The 2,288-nt window shown below is 72.2% G+C and carries 1 protein-coding gene and 1 pseudogene; both read left to right on the plus strand.

The window, feature by feature from the left end; all coding sequences use genetic code 11:
- Nucleotides 1–696: 696 nt before the first annotated feature.
- A complete protein-coding gene (locus G6R24_RS20345; protein ID WP_163550748.1) occupies nt 697–1,458 on the plus strand; it encodes a hypothetical protein in 762 nt (253 codons plus the stop codon).
- 121 nt (nt 1,459–1,579) lie between these two features.
- Nucleotides 1,580–2,288, plus strand: a pseudogene (locus tag G6R24_RS20350) (hypothetical protein); the annotation flags it as partial.

The raw sequence follows: 2,288 nt of genomic DNA on the forward strand, positions 1-2,288 counted from the left end.
GAGGCTGGCGGGCGGGACCGACAGCGTGGGACGTGGATGGGAAGGCGGACCAGGCCGGTAGGGGGGACGACCGACCCGGTCCGCCAGTCGGACGGTGGGGGGATCCGCCCGGGAACGATCGCCGCCCGGCCGTCGCCGAATGCGCGTTCCCGTTCCACATCGGTAGACGACGGACGAACGACTTTCGTTGTGCCACGACCCGGACAAGTTGTTGATCTGATGGTCGGCCAGCAGACATGTCCGTCACCCGACGAGGTTGTCTCGAGATGGTCGGCTACACCGACGAGAGATCATCACGATTGGCAGCAATCAGGTTGCAACCTGTCGGCGGTGCGTCGCGTCTAACCCGGCGAGAGGGACGCGCCACCCAACCGGACGGCCACTCGTCCAACAATGTATTGACGCGAAACACAATTACTTCCCGTGTGCATTGGGCAGTGCGCACGGGTCATGGTGAGTGCTGCGCCCCTCCCAAGGCACTCACCAGGCGGTGTCCGTGCGGATGGGCGGGGTGGCACGCTCGCACGGACACCGCCCTGCCTCCCCTTTCGCACCGGGTCAGCCGTGCGGCGCGTGCGCACTCCTGCTTCTGCCGTGCCGCGGTGCCTGTGTGCCGCGGTCCTACTCACCCCCCCTGTCGGGGCATGAGCATGGGGGGAGAAACCCATCGTGGTCTTCGGGCAGGGGCGACGCAGGATGGCCACGGTCATCTCGGCCGCGGCGGCGGCCGGTCTCACCGGCGCCGTCGTGTTCTGCGCCACGGGGATCGCACCCGTCGCGCTGTCGTCCTCGGACGCGGATGTCTGGCTGCCCTGGAACACCGCCGGCCTCATCACCCATCTGCAGAGCACCACCGGACGGGCCGACGCGGCGATCACCATCCCGGCCGCCGCGGGCCATCACCTGACGGTCCTTGCGGACGGCCCAGACCTGCTGGTCGCGGACTCGGATGCGCACCTGCTGCACCTGGTGGAGCCGCAACGGCTGGCGCCGGCCCGCTCTGTCACCCTGCCCGCCGGGGCCAGCGTCGACGTGGCACCCGACGCGGTCGGGGTCATCGACAGCGCGTCGGGGCGGGTCATCCGCCTGGACCGGAAGCGGTTGACGCCGACCGGACCGACCCTGGATCTCGGCGGTCCGCTCGGCACCACCGCCCAGACGGCGGACGGCACGCTGTGGGCACCCGTGCGGGCCAGCGGCTCGGTGGTACCGATCATGCGTGGCGTGCCGGCCGCCCCGATCCGCGTGGCCCCACCGGGCCATGCCATCGACATGGTGCTCTCCGGTGATCAGCCAGTCGTCCTGGACGCCACGGCAGCGACCCTGGTGCCCCTGGTGGACAGACAACCCGGTCGAACCACCGCCCTCGCCATACCGCCAGCCGACACCGACACCGACACCAGCACCAGCACCAGCACCAGCACCGACACCGGTCCTAACCGGCGGTGCCACAGGTGACAGCGGTGCCACAGCGGCTAACGGCGGCGCCACGGCTAACGGCGGCGCAGGTCCGGGCGCTGCTCGAGGGTCCGTCACGGCTCTGGTCGCGGCGGCCCGGTCTCCCCGCGACCTTGTTCTTGTGATCGACACGAGGTCCGGCCGGCTCCTGCTCGCCGACCTGGCGCGCGGCGGGGTGACCTCCATCGACATCCCCGCCAGCGTGCCTCCCGCCAGCACGATCTCCGCCAGCACGCCTGCCGCCGCCGCGGCGCCATCCGGACTGCCCGACATCGACCGACCCGCCGGCCTCACCAGCCCGACCGGGCCAGCTGGAGTGGCTGGAGTGGCCGGGGCGACTGGGCAGGCCGGGCCAGACGGACCTGCCGCCGCCGTGGTCACGCCCGTACCGGGCGGGCTGCCCGGCGGGCCGGGCGGTGCGCAACCGGTGGCCGCGCCGGCGCGCCGGTTGGCGGCCCCGGTCTGGCAGGACGAACGGATCTTTCTGCCCGACCACGACGGCGGCGTCGTCCTGGTCTTCGACCGCGGGCGGCGGAGTTTCACCACACCCATCAGGCCCGGCCCCGCCCTCACCGGCGCGGACGCTGGCAGGCCAGCGCTGACGGTGAGCGTCGACGGTGACCGGGTCTGGATCAACGACCCGGACAGCGCGGAGCTCGTCCTGATCCGTGGGGATCGACAGCTGGTGCTGTCGAAGCAGCCAGCCGGCCTGGCCGGTCAGGCGGACACCATCCCGCCACGTCCGCTGCCGCCCGCACCACCCCGGCCACGGCCGTCGTCAACCCTCCCCGACGGCACCCCCAGCGGGCCGACCCCGCGGACCACACCCC

It is taken from the genome of Candidatus Frankia nodulisporulans, from assembly GCF_902806475.1.
GTDB classification, from domain to species: domain Bacteria; phylum Actinomycetota; class Actinomycetes; order Frankiales; family Frankiaceae; genus Frankia; species Frankia umida.

Excerpts from the sequence above, each read along its gene's own strand:
- G6R24_RS20345 (WP_163550748.1), top strand. The coding sequence starts at position 697 with ATGGCCACGGTCATCTCGGCCGCGGCGGCGGCCGGTCTCACCGGCGCC.